This is a genomic window from Pseudomonas sp. B21-051, assembly GCF_024748795.1.
In the GTDB taxonomy this organism is placed as follows: Bacteria; Pseudomonadota; Gammaproteobacteria; order Pseudomonadales; family Pseudomonadaceae; genus Aquipseudomonas; species Aquipseudomonas putida_A.
Genome location: NZ_CP087166.1, coordinates 1,250,536 through 1,266,718, shown reverse-complemented (window position 1 = coordinate 1,266,718; position 16,183 = coordinate 1,250,536). Strand labels below are relative to the sequence as shown.

General features: G+C 58.6%; 14 protein-coding genes. 10 read left to right on the top strand and 4 right to left on the bottom strand.

Annotated features, from left to right (window positions below; translation table 11 throughout):
- Positions 1-79 precede the first annotated feature (79 nt).
- Both tsf and rpsB read right to left on the bottom strand, forming a co-directional pair.
- Positions 80-943: a translation elongation factor Ts gene (gene tsf, locus LOY52_RS05525; protein WP_003222121.1), complete on the bottom strand. Its 864-nt coding sequence runs from the start codon at positions 941-943 to the stop codon at positions 80-82.
- Positions 944-1,146: 203 nt separating this feature from the next.
- Positions 1,147-1,884 carry a 30S ribosomal protein S2 gene (rpsB, locus tag LOY52_RS05520; protein WP_003222119.1) on the bottom strand — a complete coding sequence of 246 codons (738 nt, stop codon included), beginning with the start codon at positions 1,882-1,884 and terminating at the stop codon, positions 1,147-1,149.
- Between the two features lie 373 nt (positions 1,885-2,257).
- Between rpsB and map the strand changes: the two genes are divergently transcribed.
- From map to LOY52_RS05490, 6 genes are all read left to right on the top strand, one after another.
- Positions 2,258-3,040, top strand: coding sequence for a type I methionyl aminopeptidase (map, locus tag LOY52_RS05515; RefSeq protein ID WP_007964271.1), 783 nt, complete (start codon positions 2,258-2,260; stop codon positions 3,038-3,040).
- Positions 3,041-3,081: 41 nt separating this feature from the next.
- Positions 3,082-5,784: a [protein-PII] uridylyltransferase gene (locus LOY52_RS05510; protein ID WP_210558092.1), complete on the top strand. Its 2,703-nt coding sequence runs from the start codon at positions 3,082-3,084 to the stop codon at positions 5,782-5,784.
- Positions 5,785-5,994: 210 nt separating this feature from the next.
- Positions 5,995-7,194, top strand: a complete 1,200-nt coding sequence (dapC, locus tag LOY52_RS05505; protein ID WP_258678618.1) for a succinyldiaminopimelate transaminase — start codon at positions 5,995-5,997, stop codon at positions 7,192-7,194.
- 165 nt (positions 7,195-7,359) lie between these two features.
- Positions 7,360-8,052: a M12 family metallopeptidase gene (locus LOY52_RS05500; RefSeq protein ID WP_258678617.1), complete on the top strand. Its 693-nt coding sequence runs from the start codon at positions 7,360-7,362 to the stop codon at positions 8,050-8,052.
- A 252-nt stretch (positions 8,053-8,304) separates the two neighbouring features.
- Positions 8,305-8,976: a M12 family metallopeptidase gene (locus tag LOY52_RS05495; RefSeq protein ID WP_258678616.1), complete on the top strand. Its 672-nt coding sequence runs from the start codon at positions 8,305-8,307 to the stop codon at positions 8,974-8,976.
- A gap of 387 nt (positions 8,977-9,363) precedes the next feature.
- On the top strand, positions 9,364-10,017 hold the full coding sequence (locus LOY52_RS05490; RefSeq protein ID WP_258678615.1) for a hypothetical protein: 654 nt from the start codon (positions 9,364-9,366) through the stop codon (positions 10,015-10,017).
- Positions 10,018-10,037: 20 nt separating this feature from the next.
- Here LOY52_RS05490 and LOY52_RS05485 read toward each other — a convergent pair whose 3' ends face one another.
- Positions 10,038-11,669 (bottom strand): Na+/H+ antiporter, encoded by a 1,632-nt coding sequence (locus tag LOY52_RS05485; protein WP_258678614.1) that lies wholly within the window; start codon positions 11,667-11,669, stop codon positions 10,038-10,040.
- A 333-nt stretch (positions 11,670-12,002) separates the two neighbouring features.
- Between LOY52_RS05485 and LOY52_RS05480 the strand changes: the two genes are divergently transcribed.
- The 4 genes from LOY52_RS05480 to LOY52_RS05465 all read left to right on the top strand — a co-directional run bounded on the left by LOY52_RS05480 (position 12,003) and on the right by LOY52_RS05465 (position 15,119).
- The gene (locus LOY52_RS05480) at positions 12,003-12,311 is read left to right on the top strand and encodes an arsenate reductase (RefSeq protein WP_042607053.1); all 309 of its coding nucleotides are present in this window, start codon (positions 12,003-12,005) and stop codon (positions 12,309-12,311) included.
- 32 nt (positions 12,312-12,343) lie between these two features.
- The gene (gene dapD, locus LOY52_RS05475; RefSeq protein WP_007954762.1) at positions 12,344-13,378 is read left to right on the top strand and encodes a 2,3,4,5-tetrahydropyridine-2,6-dicarboxylate N-succinyltransferase; all 1,035 of its coding nucleotides are present in this window, start codon (positions 12,344-12,346) and stop codon (positions 13,376-13,378) included.
- A 128-nt stretch (positions 13,379-13,506) separates the two neighbouring features.
- A complete protein-coding gene (locus LOY52_RS05470; RefSeq protein ID WP_258678613.1) occupies positions 13,507-14,712 on the top strand; it encodes an aminotransferase class V-fold PLP-dependent enzyme in 1,206 nt (401 codons plus the stop codon).
- Positions 14,709-15,119: a SufE family protein gene (locus LOY52_RS05465; RefSeq protein ID WP_258678612.1), complete on the top strand. Its 411-nt coding sequence runs from the start codon at positions 14,709-14,711 to the stop codon at positions 15,117-15,119. Before LOY52_RS05470 ends, LOY52_RS05465 begins: the two co-directional genes overlap by 4 nt.
- Positions 15,120-15,249: 130 nt before the next feature.
- Here LOY52_RS05465 and tcdA read toward each other — a convergent pair whose 3' ends face one another.
- On the bottom strand, positions 15,250-16,068 hold the full coding sequence (gene tcdA / locus LOY52_RS05460) for a tRNA cyclic N6-threonylcarbamoyladenosine(37) synthase TcdA (protein ID WP_039762445.1): 819 nt from the start codon (positions 16,066-16,068) through the stop codon (positions 15,250-15,252).
- Positions 16,069-16,183: the final 115 nt, after the last annotated feature.

Genomic DNA, 16,183 nt, shown 5'->3' with positions numbered 1-16,183 from the left:
AAAAATTGGTAACCCCATCTGAAAAGAGGCTGCGCGCGTGAGCGGGCAGCCTCTTTCGGGCGACAGTTGAAAAACCGTCTTATTGCTTGGCGGCAGCCAGCTGGGCAGCAACTTCTTCAGCGAAGTTGTCGACCGGCTTCTCGATGCCTTCGCCTACTTTGAAGTAGGTGAAGGAAACGATTTCTGCGCCGCCTTTCTTGGCCAGCTCGCCAACCTTGATTTCAGGGTTCTTGACGAACGCCTGCTCAACCAGGCTTGCTTCTGCCAGGAACTTGCTGATACGGCCTTTGACCATGTTCTCAACAATGTTTTCTGGCTTGCCTTTGATCTTCTCTTCGTTCAGCTGCAGGAACACAGCTTTTTCACGCTCGATCGCTTCAGCCGAAACTTGCGAAGGCAGCAGGAACTCAGGGTTGCTGGCAGCTACGTGCATCGCGATGTCTTTGGCCAGCTCGACGTCACCGCCTTTCAGAGCCACAACAACACCGATCTTGTTGCCGTGCAGGTACGAACCTACAACGTCACCTTCGATACGGGTCAGACGACGGATGTTGACGTTCTCGCCTACTTTGGCAACCAGCGCTTCGCGAGCAGCTTCTTGCGAAGCGATCAGCGGAGCAGCGTCGGTCAGCTTGTCAGCGAAAGCCTTTTCAACGCTGGCAGCGACGAAGTTTTTGAAGTCGTCTTGCAGAGCCAGGAAGTCCGTCTGCGAGTTCACTTCCAGGATAACGGCAGCCTTACCGTCGTCCTTGATTGCGATTGCGCCTTCAGCGGCAACGTTGCCAGCCTTTTTCGCAGCCTTGATCGCGCCCGAAGCACGCATGTCATCAATGGCTTTTTCGATGTCGCCGTCAGCCTTTTCCAGGGCTTTCTTGCAGTCCATCATGCCTTCGCCGGTACGCTCGCGCAGTTCTTTAACCAACGCTGCAGTAATTGCTGCCATTTTCAAATTCCTCTTGGATAGGTTTTCAACCATTCCACCCGATCGAACGGGCGTTCAATTCTTCCCGAAACACCTTGTAGCTGCTGCACGTTACAAATGCAGGAGGTGCGCTGCCACAAGTGGGCGCCAACAAACGGTTTTCGAGGTGGCAAAAAGGGGGCCAAGCCCCCTTTTTGCTTACTGAGTCAACGCCAGGGCGTCGATTACTCAGCTGCAGCCTGAGTTTCTTCAGCTGCGAATTCAACAGTGCCGCCAGCAACATTGTTGCGACCACGGATCACTGCGTCAGCCATCGAACCCATGTACAGCTGAATAGCGCGGATTGCGTCATCGTTGCCTGGGATGATGTAGTCAACGCCTTCCGGGCTGCTGTTGGTATCGACAACGCCGATGACCGGAATGCCCAGCTTGTTGGCTTCGGTGATCGCGATGCGCTCGTGGTCAACGTCGATCACGAACAGTGCGTCTGGCAGACCGCCCATGTCCTTGATGCCGCCCAGCGAACGATCCAGCTTTTCCAGGTCACGGGAGCGCATCAGCGCTTCTTTCTTGGTCAGCTTGGCGAAAGTACCGTCTTCGGCTTGAACTTCAAGGTCACGCAGACGCTTGATGGAAGCACGAATGGTTTTGAAGTTGGTCAGCATGCCGCCCAACCAGCGGTGATCGACGTACGGCGAACCGCAACGTGCTGCTTCTTCAGCAACGATCTTGCCAGCGGAACGCTTGGTGCCGACGAACAGAATCTTGTTTTTGCCCTGGGCCAGACGCTCTACGAAAGTCAGAGCTTCGTTGAACATTGGCAGGGTTTTTTCAAGGTTGATGATGTGAATCTTGTTACGCGCGCCGAAAATGTACTTGCCCATTTTCGGATTCCAGTAACGGGTTTGGTGACCGAAGTGCACACCGGCCTTCAGCATATCGCGCATATTGACTTGGGACATGATAGTTCCTTAATAAGTCGGGTTTGGCCTCCACGTATCCCAATGACCAACCAGTGGCATAAAGCCAAAAGCACCCAGGTCATCGTGTCGACACGTGTGTGGATTTAAGCTTTTCGGGGTATCCCCGGAAAGCGGCGCATTTTATACCACAGGGTGCGCAGAAACGGAACCCGGAATCTGTAATCGCACCAGGGACATGGTCGCAGCCCCCTTGGAATCGCCTTCAGGCACACCATTGTATAGAGAGAGACGATGCACGCAGGCGCGGATTTGCGCCTTTCGTCTGGTAGAATCGGGTTTTTCCGGGTCGCAAAACGCACACCTGCCACCCTGTCCGTATCAGCAAGCGCCTCCGAGCGCAGAGAGAGCCTGTATGACCGTCAACCTCAAAACCCCCGAGGACATCGCTGGCATGCGTGTCGCCGGCAAACTGGCCGCCGATGTGCTGGAAATGATTGCCGAACACGTCAAACCGGGCGTTACCACCGATCAACTGAACCAGATCTGCCACGACTATATCGTCAACGTGCAGCAGGCCATCCCTGCCCCGCTCAACTACAAGGGCTACCCGAAGTCGATCTGCACCTCGATCAACCACGTGGTGTGCCACGGCATTCCGAATGACAAGCCGCTGAAGAATGGCGACACCCTGAACATCGACGTCACCGTAATCAAGGACGGCTACCACGGCGACACCAGCCGCATGTTCCACGTTGGCGAAGTGCCGGTCTGGGCCGAACGCCTGTCGCAGGTCACCCAGGAATGCATGTACAAGGCGATCGAAATCGTCAAACCTGGCTGCCGCCTCGGCGACATCGGTGAAATCATCCAGAAGCACGCGGAAAAGAACGGTTTCTCGGTGGTTCGCGAGTTCTGCGGCCACGGCATCGGCAAGGTGTTCCACGAAGAGCCGCAGATCCTGCATTACGGTCGCGCCGGCACCGGCATGGAACTGAAGGCCGGCATGACCTTCACCATCGAACCGATGATCAACCAGGGCAAGGCCGACACCAAGGTACTGGGCGACGGCTGGACTGCGATCACCAAGGACCGCAAGCTCTCGGCACAGTGGGAACACACCCTGCTGGTGACCGACACCGGCTACGAGATCTTCACCCTGCGCGCCGACGACACCATCCCGCGCGTCTCGGCCTGATCCCAAGAACGCTCCCAGCCTTATAGAAGGAAAGCCAATCGATGCCGCAGGTGGATCCCGAACTCTTCGACCGCGGCCAGTTCCAGGCGGAACTGGCCCTGAAAGCGAGTCCCATTGCGGCGTTCAAAAAGGCGATCCGCCAGGCTCGCGAGGTCCTCGACACGCGTTTTCGCAGTGGCCGCGACATTCGCCGGCTGATCGAAGACCGTGCCTGGTTCGTCGACAACATCCTGCAAAAGGCCTGGGAGCAGTTCAACTGGAGCGAAGACGCCGATATCGCGCTGGTCGCGGTCGGCGGCTACGGCCGTGGTGAGTTGCACCCCTATTCCGACATCGACCTGCTGATCCTGCTGGACAGCGCCGATCACGAAGTCTTCCGCGATTCCATCGAGCGTTTTCTGACGCTGCTGTGGGACATCGGTCTGGAGGTCGGGCAGAGCGTGCGTTCGGTCGACGAATGCGCCGAAGAGGCCCGCGCCGATCTGACCGTGGTCACCAACCTGATGGAAAGCCGCACCATCTGCGGCCCCGAGCGTCTGCGCCAGCGCATGCTCGATGTCACCAGCACCGCGCACATGTGGCCGGCCAAGGAGTTTTTCCTGGCCAAGCGCGCCGAGCAAAAGGCCCGTCACCACAAGTACAACGACACCGAATACAACCTGGAACCCAACGTCAAAGGCTCGCCCGGTGGCCTGCGGGATATTCAGACGATTTTGTGGGTGGCCCGGCGTCAGTACGGCACCCTGAACCTGCGCGCCCTCGCCGGCGAAGGTTTCCTGGTCGAAAGCGAAAACGCCCTGTTGGCGTCCTCCCAGGAATTCCTCTGGAAAGTGCGTTACGCCCTGCACATGCTCGCCGGGCGCTCGGAAGACCGCCTGTTGTTCGATCATCAACGGACCATCGCCGGCCTGCTCGGTTTTGAAGGCGACGACGCCAAACAGGCCGTCGAAAACTTCATGCAGCAATATTTCCGCGTGGTGATGAGCATCGCCCAGCTCAGCGACCTGATCATTCAGCATTTCGAGGAAGTGATCCTCGCCCCGGAAGACGAAGCGCCGCCGCAGCCGATCAACTCGCGCTTTCAACTGCACGACGGCTACATCGAAGCACGCAACGACAACGTGTTCCGCCGCACGCCGTTCGCCATGCTCGAGATCTTTGTGCTGATGGCCCAGCAGCCGGAAATCAAAGGCGTGCGCGCCGACACCATTCGTCTGCTGCGCGAGAACCGGCACCTGATAGACGACAATTTCCGCAACGACATCCGCAACACCAGCCTGTTCATCGAGCTGTTCAAGTGCAAGATCGGCGTGCACCGCAACCTGCGCCGCATGAACCGCTACGGCATCCTCGGGCGCTATCTGCCGGAGTTCGGCTTCATCGTCGGGCAGATGCAGCACGACCTGTTCCACATCTATACGGTCGATGCGCATACCCTGAACCTGATCAAGCACCTGCGTAAGTTGCAGTACACCCAGGTGTCGGAAAAATTCCCGTTGGCCGCCAAGCTCATGGCCAAACTGCCCAAGCCTGAACTGATCTACATGGCCGGTCTGTACCACGACATCGGCAAGGGCCGGCATGGCGATCACTCGGACATCGGCGCGGTCGATGCCGAAGCGTTCTGCCAGCGCCATCAGTTGCCCCTGTGGGACAGCCGCCTGATCGTCTGGCTGGTGCAGAACCACCTGGTGATGTCGACCACCGCGCAGCGCAAGGATCTGTCCGACCCGCAGGTGATCCACGACTTCGCGCAGATCGTCAGCGACGAGACCCGTCTGGACTACTTGTATGTGCTGACCGTGGCCGACATCAACGCGACCAACCCGACCCTGTGGAATTCGTGGCGCGCCAGCCTGCTGCGCCAGCTCTACACCGAGACCAAACGCGCTCTGCGCCGTGGCCTGGAAAACCCGGTGGATCGCGAAGAGCAGATCCGCCAGACCCAGAGTGCGGCGCTGGACATCCTCGTGCGCGGCGGCACCGATCCGGACGACGTCGAGCAATTGTGGGCGCAGTTGGGCGATGACTATTTCCTGCGTCACACCGCTGGCGACGTGGCCTGGCACAGTGACGCGATCCTGCAGCAGCCGGCTGATGGCGGTCCGCTGGTGCTGATCAAGGAAACCACCCAGCGCGAGTTCGAAGGTGGCACGCAGATCTTCATCTACGCCCCGGACCAGCACGATTTCTTCGCCGTGACCGTGGCCGCGATGGACCAGCTCAACCTGAACATTCACGACGCCCGGGTCATCACTTCGAGCAGCCAGTTCACCCTCGACACCTACATCGTGCTCGACACCGACGGCGACTCGATCGGCGACAACCCGGCCCGGGTCAAACAGATTCGCGACGGCCTGACCGAAGCACTGCGCAATCCTGACGATTACCCGACAATCATTCAGCGCCGGGTGCCGCGCCAGCTCAAGCACTTCGCCTTTGCGCCGCAGGTGACGATCCACAACGACGCCCAGCGTCCGGTGACGGTGCTGGAACTGACGGCACCGGATCGCCCGGGCCTGCTGGCACGGATCGGCGGGATCTTCCTCGAGTTCGACCTGTCGCTGCAGAACGCCAAGATTGCGACCCTGGGTGAACGCGTGGAAGACGTGTTCTTCATCACCGACGCCCACAACCAGCCGCTCTCCGACCCGCTGCTGTGCAGCCGCCTGCAGGACGCGATCGTCGAGCAACTGAGCGTCAATCAGGAACCGGATATCAAGCTTTCGCGCATCAGTATTTGAATTAACACACTATCCCTGTGGAGGCAGATATAGCTGCCCGGGGCTTTTGTGGTGAGGGGATTCATCCCCGATGGGTTGCGAAGCGGCCCCAAAAACCTGCAATCGCGGTGTATCCGCTACACCGCACGCGATGGTTTTGCGACTGCTGCGCAGCCGATCGGGGATAAATTCCCTCGCCACGGAGTTCTCTCCACATTGAACGAGGCCCCCATGAATAACGCTCTGAACCAGCTCCAGCCCTACCCGTTCGAAAAGCTCCGCGCCCTGCTCGGCACCGTGACGCCGAACCCGGACAAACGCCCGATCGCCCTGTCGATCGGCGAGCCGAAACATCGCTCGCCAGGCTTTGTCGCCGAAGCGCTGGCGAACAATCTGGATCAGATGGCGGTGTACCCGACCACCCTCGGCATCCCGGCCCTGCGCGAAGCCATCGCTGGCTGGTGCGAGCGTCGTTTCGGCGTACCAAGCGTCTGGATTGATCCGGCGCGTAATGTGTTGCCCGTCAACGGTACCCGCGAAGCTCTCTTCGCCTTCACCCAGACCGTGGTCAACCGCGGTGACGACGCGCTGGTGGTGAGCCCGAACCCGTTCTATCAGATCTACGAAGGCGCAGCGTTTCTAGCCGGGGCCAAGCCGCACTACCTGCCATGCCTGGACGAAAACGGCTTCAACCCGGATTTCGACGCCGTGTCGCCGGACATCTGGAAACGCTGCCAGATCCTGTTTCTGTGCTCGCCGGGCAACCCGACCGGCGCGCTGATCCCGGTCGATGTGCTGAAAAAACTCATCGCCCTGGCCGACGAATACGATTTCGTGATCGCCGCCGACGAGTGCTACAGCGAACTGTACTTCGACGAACAGACCCCGCCTCCGGGCCTGCTCAGCGCCTGCGTTGAACTGGGCCGCAAGGACTTCAAGCGTTGCGTGGTGTTCCACAGCCTGTCCAAGCGCTCCAACCTGCCGGGCCTGCGCTCCGGGTTCGTGGCTGGTGATGCCGACATCCTCAAAGGCTTCCTGCTGTACCGCACCTACCACGGCTGCGCGATGCCGGTGCAAACCCAACTGGCCAGCGTTGCCGCGTGGAATGACGAAGTGCACGTTCGCGCCAACCGTGCGCTGTATCGCGAGAAGTTCGATGCGGTACTGGAGATTCTCAGCCCGGTGCTGGACGTGCAGCGCCCGGATGGCAGTTTCTACCTGTGGCCGAATGTGGCCGGCGACGATGCCGCGTTCTGCCGCGACCTGTTCGAACAGGAGCATGTTACCGTTGTGCCGGGCTCGTATCTGTCGCGCGAGGTCGACGGCGTGAATCCGGGTGCCGGGCGCGTGCGCATGGCACTGGTTGCGCCTTTGGCTGAATGTGTTGAAGCAGCAGAACGGATCCGCGACTTCATCACCCGCCAACACTGAGTTTTTTATTATCCGTGCCAGTCATCTGGCACGGACATGCCCCTCAAGTTACATTTAAAACCACTTTACGACTACTCCAGACACTGCCCGAAGCTTAATCTCGCGCAGTGTTTTTTTTGCATGTGCGAAACAACCAAAAAGACAAATCAAGGAGCAAGACAAAGCATGGACAACTTTCAATATTGCACCCTTCAAAAACCGACTAAAGAGCCAAAACCCAAGAGTCTCGAAAACAGCCGAAAAAAACGTGCTTTAGTGCACTACTCCAAACTTTGGCCAAGCCGACACACCCTGAAAATAGCTTTCATGGACAATCCAACTCCGGAACACAAAAAGAAAATCATTGCCGCCGCCGAACGCTGGCTGCCTTATATCAGTTTGAAATTTGAGTTCGTCGAGGGCGTAGAGGGTCACATCCGAATTTCCACAGAAGGCGTTGGGAACAGTTCATTTCTGGGCACCGACGCACTGGATATGTTTCCTGACTCGCCAACCATGTGGCTTGGCATCGACCCCGAACACGAAGACTTCGAAACGGTCGTCATGCATGAGTTTGGCCACGCACTGGGCGCGATGCACGAACACCAGCACCCCAAGGCGCAAATCCCCTGGAACAAAGAAAACGTTTACAACTACTACCAGAACAGACCGTTAGATCCTCTGTCGCCAGGCCAAGTTGACGACAACATATTTACCCCTTTTAACGATGCCGATGCGCTTTACTTGCCATACGATCGAAAATCCATCATGCATCATCCGGTTTCCAACAGTTTGACGCTTGGCAATTGGGAAAACCCGATAAATCGCGAAATCAGCGAGAAAGACAAACAGCTCATGCGATTGATCTACCCGCGTTGAATCACGAAAAAAATCATCAACAGTAAAAAGCTGCTCGAGCTGTGAACATCAGGATCTTTAATTCGATACTTGAAGACACAGCCAAATACCGCGACTGCATTATTTCACTGTGCCTTGATTGAATGCGTCGATGCTGCGCAACCAGATCGTACGCTCGTCACTCGCGGTTAAGACAACGACCAAAATACTCCATGTGGACGCTTTTACAAATCGCCCAGCAAGCCGACGCATCACTTGAAAAGGATTTAAAGAATGCCCAAAAAATTCTGTAAAACATTAACCCCAAAAGCCCTCAACATTCCCTGCCAAGAAAATTCGTTACAGGGTGTAGCCCTTGATAGAAGGTTATGGAAAGCATTCCATACACTTACTGTGACTTTTCTTGATGACATGTCAAAAGCCGTTCGCTGGGAATATATAAGAGTGATTCGAGAATGGGCGAGCTATATCAATCTGAACATTGTATTCACCAGCGATCCCAAAGCAGATATTCGTATCAAGACCGAAACCAGTTTCAACAGCTCAGCAATCGGGACCGAAGCGCTTCTCGTCGATCCGGCAGATCCAACCATGCACATTGCTGACAAGCCAGATACCGAGTTCTTTCGATCCACGGTATTACACGAATTTGGTCATGCCCTGGGTTTTCAGCACGAACATCTGCACCCGGATATAAAAATCCCTTGGAACAAGCCAAAGGTCTACAAGTACTACATGGAGGAAGAAGGCTGGAGCCGAGAGTCTATTGACCACAACATCTTCAACCAGATCAACGAACCAATGACTGTCACCGCCTACGACTCCAAATCGATCATGCACTATTCGATTGACAAGGATTGGACTGATGGCGTATTTGAAGTCGGTGAAAACATGGAGTTAAGTGAAAAGGATAAACACTTGGCGCGTAGCGTTTATCCTCGCTGACCCGGGCAAATACTCAAACGCCCGCACCGTCTTGCTTCACTGTGCCGACATTGGTTTCGCTCAAATCAAGTTCGCCGCTGGCTGAGAGCGTCGAGGCTGCAGAGCGGATTCGCGCGTTCGTCAATCGCCAGTCATAGCCATGCCAGTTCTGCTGGCACGGTAACCGGTCATAAAACCGTACACACCTTAAGTTTATCTATTCAAGCCCAGCACCTAGCACTCTTCAAAAAAAGCGACTTGTCGGAAACAACAAGCAACTCGACAAGTTAAATATGGAATTAAAACATGGATGTTCACTTATGCACTTAACCTGGCGTCAGCCAAGCAAAAAAACCGAAACGGCACTCTTCTCGCACAACATCAAATGCACTCGGGAGACTCAGAAAAATGTGGGCTAAAAACAATCCGGCAAAATTCTGGACTCCCGGCAGCACACTTCGCATCGCCTTCCTCAACGGCACTCAGGAATTCAAGGACGCGACCATCGCCGCTGCCAGCAACTGGTTGCCGCACATCAACTTGAGATTCGATTTCGTCGAGGGTCAAGTGGGCGACATCCGCATACTCAGTGAGGAAGGGACGTTTTCCTCTCGGATAGGTACAGATGCTCTGTTATATGCCGATGAGCCGACCATGACACTCTGGCCCCACCCACCCAGTCAGGCACGCTACTTCGCAGCCAATGTCATGCATGAGTTCGGTCATATGCTGGGCGCGGAGCATGAACAGACCAATCCCACGGCAAACATTCCTTGGGACAAGCCAGCCATCTATGCTCAATTTGGGATCACCGAAAACCCGGAAGATGATGACTCTGAAGGCAGAGAGGCGCGTGAAAGACTGCACCAATGGTATCTGGATCGCGCAGATCCCAACGCAAGCATTTATTCGGAGTACGACCGAAAATCGATCATGCACTACGTCATTTATCAGTCCTGGACACAAGGCGACTTCCAGAACCTTTTAAATTTCAGTTTGAGCGATAAGGATAAAGCCTTCATGTCGGAGGCCTATCCCTATCCTGCAGAAACGAGCCAGTAAGGTCATCCGACAGCGAACAGCTATTTGACCTGACCCAGATTCGCTTCGCTTAAATCCAGGTCCGCCAATACTTCGCGCAACACGTCATCCCCGATCTGGTGCTGACGACTGAGACTATAGAGCTCAAGGCGCTGCGCACGCAGCGCCTTGAGCCGCAGACGGCGCTCCAGCAGATCCATCTGGAACGCCAGCGCCTGGGCTTCGGCGGAGTCGTTGAAGACGTCGAGCTGATGGCGATACTCGGACATGATTCGCGCCTTGAGTTCCGCCGAGAGCGCGGCCTGCGCAGCATCCTGCGGACCGACCTCTTCGGTTTCCAGCGCATGGATCGCCGCCTCGGCGGTCTTGCGCCAGGCATCCCGTACTTCCTGGCGACGCTTGTCGTCCGGGCTTTTCTCGATGCCACGCAACAGCAACGGCAAGGCGATGCAGGCGCAAATCAGCGACAACAGAATCACCCCGGCGGCGATGAAGATCAGCAGATCACGCTCGGGGAACGCCTCGGCCCCCATCAACATCGGCACTGACATCACACCGGCCAGCGTCACCGCCCCGCGCACTCCGCCGACAGTCAGCAACCAGCAGGATCGCGCGGTCGGTACTTGCGTCAGATCACCCTTGCCGCGCAGCCGTCGAAGCAGCACCGACAAACGCCAGATGCTCTGCACCCAGATAAAGCGCAACAGCACCAGCGCGAGGAAAATCGCCATCACGTCGAGGCCGCGATACATCAGCGTCGGCCACAACGTCGGTTCGTGGCTAACTACCGCTTTGATGATGTCCGGCAATTGCAGACCCAGCAGCAGAAAGATCAGACCGTTGAAGGCAAATTCCAGCAACGACCACACGCTGCGATTGAGCAGCCGGGTGCTGGTCTGCCGCGGCAGCAGATCGAGCCAGCTCTGCATCATCCCCGCCGCGACGGCCGAAAGAATTCCCGATGCGCCCAGTCGCTCGGCCAATACATAGGCGGCGAACGGCAGCAGCAACATGAACACCACGTGGGTGGCCGGATCGTCCCAGCCACGGGCGATCATCCACGCGCGCAAGCGCCCGACCAGCCAGCTCAGCGCGACGCCGACGGCCAAGCCCCCGACCGCCACCAACACGAACGTCAGGCTGGCATTGGCCAGCGAGAACACCCCGGTCACCGCCGCCACCAAGGCAAACTTGAACGTCACCAGACCCGAGGCATCGTTCATCAACGCCTCGCCTTGCAGGATGTGCATCAGCGGTGTCGGCAAGCGGTTCTGCGAGATCGCCGAGACCGCCACGGCGTCGGTCGGCGAGAGCACAGCGGCCAGCGCAAAGGCCACCGGCAACGGAATGCTCGGCAACAGCCAGTGAATGAAGTACCCGGCGCCGACCACGGTGAACAGCACCAGGCCAACCGCCAGCGTCAGGATCGGCCCGCGCAGATGCCAGAATTCGCGTTTGGGCATGCGCCAACCGTCGGAAAACAGCAGCGGCGGCAGGAACAGAAACAGGAACAATTCGGGGTCCAGCGCCACGTGCAGGCCCAGTGTTGGCCAGGCCAGCAAGGCACCGGCGGCGATTTGCACGAGGGGCAGCGGCAGCGGGATGACCCGTCCGACCAGCCGCGAGACGCTGACCAGCATCAGCAGGATAAGGACGGTGTAAGCGGTTTGCATAAAGCGGAAATCTCAGACAATCGACAGCGTTGAACTGCCATATTAGCCGCTTAGGATGCGTCTGGCGTTTGCACCTATGTCGCACTGCCCTTGTGGGAGCGAGCCTGCTCGCGAATGCGGTGTCTCCTTCAACAGAGATATTGCCTGTCATGGCCCCTTCGCGAGCAGGCTCGCTCCCACAGGTTTTGCAGCGTTACGACAACCGTGGCCGACGAAACGCTTTGGTCATGGCATAATCCGACACCATTTTTTTCCAGCACCTGTAAAGGGGGCGATTCCTTGACCGTTTCAAGTAAAACGTTGCACCTTTTCGGCATCAAAGCCTGCGACACCATGAAGAAGGCGCGCACCTGGCTCGATGAACACGCTGTCAGCTACGACTTTCACGACTACAAAACCGCCGGTATCGACCGTGAGCACCTGACCCAATGGTGTGACGAGCACGGCTGGCAAACGGTGTTGAACCGTGCAGGCACGACCTTTCGCAAACTCGACGACGAACGTAAAGCCGATCTCGACCAGTCGAAAGCCATCGAACTGATGCTCGCTCAACCCTCGATGATCAAGCGCCCGGTGCTCGATCTCGGTGACCGAACCCTGATTGGCTTCAAGCCAGACATCTACGCGGCCGCACTCAAGTAAGCAGCCCGTCACTTATTGCTAGAGGTATTCACATGTCCAACTCTCTGTTCAGCATCGCCTTTGGTGTCGGCACGCAAAACCGTCAAGGCGCCTGGCTGGAAGTGTTCTACGCTCAGCCACTGCTCAACCCGTCGGCCGAACTGGTCGCCGCTGTTGCGCCGATCCTCGGTTACACCGAAGGCAACCAGGCCATCACCTTCACCACCGCGCAGGCGGCGCAACTGGCTGAAGCGGTCAAAGGCATCGACGCCGTTCAAGGCAAGCTGCTGACCCGTCTGGCCGAGAGCCACAAGCCACTGGTCGCCACCCTGCTGGCCGAAGACGCACAGCTGACCTCGACGCCAGAGGCGTACCTCAAGCTGCACCTGCTGTCGCATCGTCTGGTCAAACCACACGGCGTAAGCCTGGCCGGGATCTTCCCGCTGCTGCCGAACGTGGCCTGGACCAGCCAGGGTGCAATCGACCTGAGCGAACTGGCCGAACTGCAACTGGAAGCCCGTCTGCGCGGCGAGCTGCTGGAAGTATTCTCGGTGGACAAGTTCCCGAAAATGACCGACTACGTGGTACCGGCCGGTGTGCGTATCGCTGACGCGGCTCGTCTGCGTCTGGGTGCGTACGTGGGCGAAGGCACCACCGTGATGCACGAGGGTTTCATCAACTTCAACGCCGGCACCGAAGGCCCGGGCATGATCGAAGGCCGCGTTTCCGCTGGCGTATTCGTCGGCAAGGGCTCGGACCTGGGCGGCGGCTGCTCGACCATGGGCACCCTGTCGGGTGGCGGCAACATCGTGATCAAGGTCGGCGAAGGCTGCCTGATCGGCGCCAACGCAGGTATCGGTATTCCGTTGGGCGACCGTAACACCGTCGAGTCGGGCCTGTACGTGACCGCCGGCACCAAAGTCGCGCTGCTCGACGAGCACAACAACCTGGTCAAGGTTGTGAAAGCGCGTGAGCTGGCCGGTCAGACTGACCTGCTGTTCCGTCGCAACTCGGAAACCGGTGCCGTGGAATGCAAGACCCACAAATCGGCGATCGAACTGAACGAAGCACTGCACGCTCACAACTAAGTGCCGCAGGCACTTGTGGGAGCGAGCCTGCTCGCGAAGGCGTCCTTGAGGTCGCAAAAAGCTTCGCGAGCAGGCTCGCTCCCACAGTGCCTTGTGTACACCCCGCCCAAGTTCACAGGGCTGAACAGATGATGATTCCCTCCCCGTGGCGCGCCGACTTTCCGGCCATCGCCGCCCTGCAACGGCAAGACCAGACCTATCTGGACAACGCCGCCACCACGCAAAAACCCCGGGCCCTGCTCGATGCATTGACGCATTACTACGCCAACGGCGCGGCCAATGTGCATCGTGCGCAGCACCTGCCCGGCGCCCATGCGACGCAGGCGTTCGAAGACAGTCGGCTCAAGGTTGCCCAGTGGCTGAATGCCGGTGACAGCGGGCAGATCATCTTCACCCACGGCGCCACCAGTGCGCTGAATCTCCTGGCTTATGGCCTGGAACATCTTTTCCACCCGGGCGATGAAATTGTCATCAGCGCCCTGGAGCATCACGCCAACCTGCTGCCGTGGCAGCAACTGGTACAGCGTCGCGAGCTGAAACTGGTGATCCTGCCGCTGGACGCCGACGGCGTGATCGACCTCGGCGCCGCTGTGCGTCTGATCACCCCGCGCACTCGCTTGCTGGCGGTCAGTCAGCTGTCCAACGTGCTTGGTGCCTGGCAACCGCTGCCAGCGCTGCTGGCGATGGCCAAGGCGCAGAACGCGCTGACCGTGGTCGATGGCGCACAAGGTGTGGTGCATGGTCGCCACGACGTGCAGGCGCTGGGTTGCGACTTCTATGTGTTTTCCAGCCACAAGCTGTACGGCCCCGATGGTCTCGGCGTGCTGTTCGGGCGCCACAAGGCGCTGGAGCAACTGCAGCCGTGGCAATTCGGCGGCGAAATGGTGCTGGAAGCCAATTATCACGATTCACGCTTCCGCCCTGCCCCGCTGGGTTTCGAGGCGGGCACGCCGCCGATCGCCAGCGTGATCGGCCTCGGCGCGACCCTCGACTATCTGGCCGGGCTGGATCAGGACGCGGTGTCGGCCCACGAAGCGGCGCTGCACGCCTATCTGCTGCAAGGCCTGGCCGCGCGTAACGGCATTCGCCTGCTGGGCAAGCCGCAACTGGCGCTGGCGAGTTTTGTCGTCGAAGGTGTGCACAACGCCGATCTGGCGCACCTGCTGACCGAGCAAGGCATCGCCGTGCGCGCCGGGCATCACTGCGCCATGCCGTTGCTGAAAAGCTTCGAACTGGCCGGGGCGATTCGCGTGTCGCTGGCGCTGTACAACGATTCCGAGGATCTGGAACGTTTCTTTGACGCGCTGGATCAGGCCCTGGAGTTGCTGCGATGAGCCTGCCTCTTGCCGCCGCCGAAGCGCTGCAAACCTTTCAGAATACCGCCGGTTGGGAACAACGGGCGCGGTTGCTGATGCAGTTTGGCGATCGTCTGCCGCCGCTGGATGACGCGGACAAATGCGAAGCCAACCGGGTGCATGGCTGTGAGAGTCAGATGTGGCTGGTGGGGGAATTGCAGGACGGCCACTGGCGGTTCAGCGCTGCCAGCGATGCGCGGATGATTCGTGGGTTGGTGGCGTTGCTGCTGTTGCGGGTCAACGGCTTGAGCGCTGCCGAGTTGCAGCAGGTCGATCTGCCGGACTGGTTCAATCAGTTGGGGCTGTCGCGGCAGTTGTCGCCGTCGCGCAGTAATGGCTTGAATGCCGTGCTCCAGCGCATGAATGAGTTGGCCACCACCCTGTAGGAGCTGCCGAAGGCTGCGATCTTTTGATCTTGTTTTTTAAAATCAGGATCAAAAGATCGCAGCCTTCGGCAGCTCCTACAAGGGAGTTGTGGGAGCTGGCTTGCCAGCGATGAGGCCCTCAGCCCCAGCATCAAGCCTGAGGCTTGACCCGATCCGCCGGCCGCCGCACACCCGCCACAATCTTGTCCACAGCCTTGGTCGCCGCGACCATGCCGAACGTCGCCGTCACCATCATCACCGCGCCAAAGCCACCAGCGCAGTCGAGCTTCACCCCGTCGCCGACAAAACTCTTCTGCAAACAGATGCTGCCGTCCGGCTTCGGATAGCGCAGTTGTTCGGTGGAGAACACACACGGCACGCTGTAATGGCGGGTCACGGTACGCGAGAAGCCATAGTCGCGACGCAACGTCGAACGCACTTTCGAGGCCAACGGATCGTTGAACGTGCGGTTGAGGTCGCAGACCTGAATCAGCGTCGGATCGATCTGCCCGCCCGCACCGCCGGTGGTAATAATCTGGATCTTGCGGCGCTTGCACCAGGCGATCAGCGCAGCCTTGGCGTTGACCGCGTCGATGCAGTCGATCACGCAGTCGATGTTCGGCGTGATGTATTCGGCCATGGTGTCGCGGGTGACGAAATCCGCCACCGCATGCACGGTGCAGTCCGGGTTGATCCCGCGCAGGCGCTCGGCCATCACTTCGACCTTGGGTTTGCCGACGGTGCTGTCCAGCGCGTGCAACTGGCGATTGGCGTTGCTGACGCAGACGTCGTCGAGGTCGAACAGCGAAATCTCACCGACGCCACAGCGGGCCATGGCCTCCGCCGCCCAGGAACCGACGCCACCGACGCCGACAATCGCCACATGGGCCGCACGCAGGCGCTCGAGGCCCTCGATGCCATACAAACGGGCGATGCCTGCAAACCGCGGATCTTCTGTACTCATGACCATTACCCCAAAAACCGGCGCGCATTATAGGGCCGTCGGCGGCCAAGAGCATCTTTGATGCTATGAACGGTGAACGCAGCCGTTTGCACGAACCTTGTGGCGAGGGAGCTTGCTCCCG

Bases quoted from the DNA above. Each gene is read 5' to 3' on its own strand.
- tsf (WP_003222121.1), bottom strand. From the start codon at position 943: ATGGCAGCAATTACTGCAGCGTTGGTTAAAGAACTGCGCGAGCGTACC.
- rpsB (WP_003222119.1), bottom strand. From the start codon at position 1,884: ATGTCCCAAGTCAATATGCGCGATATGCTGAAGGCCGGTGTGCACTTC.
- map (WP_007964271.1), top strand. From the start codon at position 2,258: ATGACCGTCAACCTCAAAACCCCCGAGGACATCGCTGGCATGCGTGTC.
- LOY52_RS05510 (WP_210558092.1), top strand. From the start codon at position 3,082: ATGCCGCAGGTGGATCCCGAACTCTTCGACCGCGGCCAGTTCCAGGCG.
- dapC (WP_258678618.1), top strand. From the start codon at position 5,995: ATGAATAACGCTCTGAACCAGCTCCAGCCCTACCCGTTCGAAAAGCTC.
- LOY52_RS05500 (WP_258678617.1), top strand. From the start codon at position 7,360: ATGGACAACTTTCAATATTGCACCCTTCAAAAACCGACTAAAGAGCCA.
- LOY52_RS05495 (WP_258678616.1), top strand. From the start codon at position 8,305: ATGCCCAAAAAATTCTGTAAAACATTAACCCCAAAAGCCCTCAACATT.
- LOY52_RS05490 (WP_258678615.1), top strand. From the start codon at position 9,364: ATGTGGGCTAAAAACAATCCGGCAAAATTCTGGACTCCCGGCAGCACA.
- LOY52_RS05485 (WP_258678614.1), bottom strand. From the start codon at position 11,669: ATGCAAACCGCTTACACCGTCCTTATCCTGCTGATGCTGGTCAGCGTC.
- LOY52_RS05480 (WP_042607053.1), top strand. From the start codon at position 12,003: ATGAAGAAGGCGCGCACCTGGCTCGATGAACACGCTGTCAGCTACGAC.
- dapD (WP_007954762.1), top strand. From the start codon at position 12,344: ATGTCCAACTCTCTGTTCAGCATCGCCTTTGGTGTCGGCACGCAAAAC.
- LOY52_RS05470 (WP_258678613.1), top strand. From the start codon at position 13,507: ATGATGATTCCCTCCCCGTGGCGCGCCGACTTTCCGGCCATCGCCGCC.
- LOY52_RS05465 (WP_258678612.1), top strand. From the start codon at position 14,709: ATGAGCCTGCCTCTTGCCGCCGCCGAAGCGCTGCAAACCTTTCAGAAT.
- tcdA (WP_039762445.1), bottom strand. From the start codon at position 16,068: ATGGTCATGAGTACAGAAGATCCGCGGTTTGCAGGCATCGCCCGTTTG.